The sequence below is a fragment of the Patulibacter ginsengiterrae genome, assembly GCF_056269115.1.
Map to the genome: position 1 here is coordinate 1 of NZ_JBWDOG010000050.1, position 588 is coordinate 588.

Annotated in this window: 1 protein-coding gene; it reads left to right on the forward strand. The window is 43.7% G+C overall.

The features are described 5' to 3' along the window. Nucleotides 1-5: 5 nt before the first annotated feature. Nucleotides 6-588: thioredoxin family protein (locus tag ACVUH9_RS22250; protein WP_475761019.1), on the forward strand; the 583-nt coding region annotated here is incomplete at its 3' end.

Consider the following 588-nt stretch of genomic DNA (forward strand, 5'->3'; position numbering starts at 1 on the left):
TAACAATGTTAGATCAAAATACTTCAGCTCAATTAAAAACACTTCTTGAACGCCTTGAAGCTCCGATTGAATTGGTTGCGACTTTGAACGGTTCTGAGAAATCAGACAAAATCAAAGAATTGGTTGAAGAGGTTGCAGCACTGTCTCCGCTGGTGACTGCACGTTTTGATGGTCAAAACTCACGTGCACCTAGCTTTGGTGTGGCAAAAGCCGGTGAAGAGCCTCGTGTCTTCTTTGCGGGTTTACCGATGGGACATGAGTTCACCTCTTTGATTTTGGCATTGTTACAAACCTCAGGTTATGCACCCAAAGTATCGGATGAAGTTTTAGCTTCAATCAAAGCTTTGGGCATCCAGTCTGACTTTGACGTCTTTGTGTCTTTAAGCTGTCATAACTGTCCAGACGTGGTGCAAGCGTTGAACCTGATTGCTATTTACAACCCAGGCACGACAGCAACTATGATTGATGGTGCATTCTTCCAAGATGAAGTTGAAGAACGCAAAATCATGGCTGTACCGATGGTGTTCCAAGACAATAACCATATCGGTCAAGGCCGTATGACCTTGGAAGAAATTATTGCCAAACTGG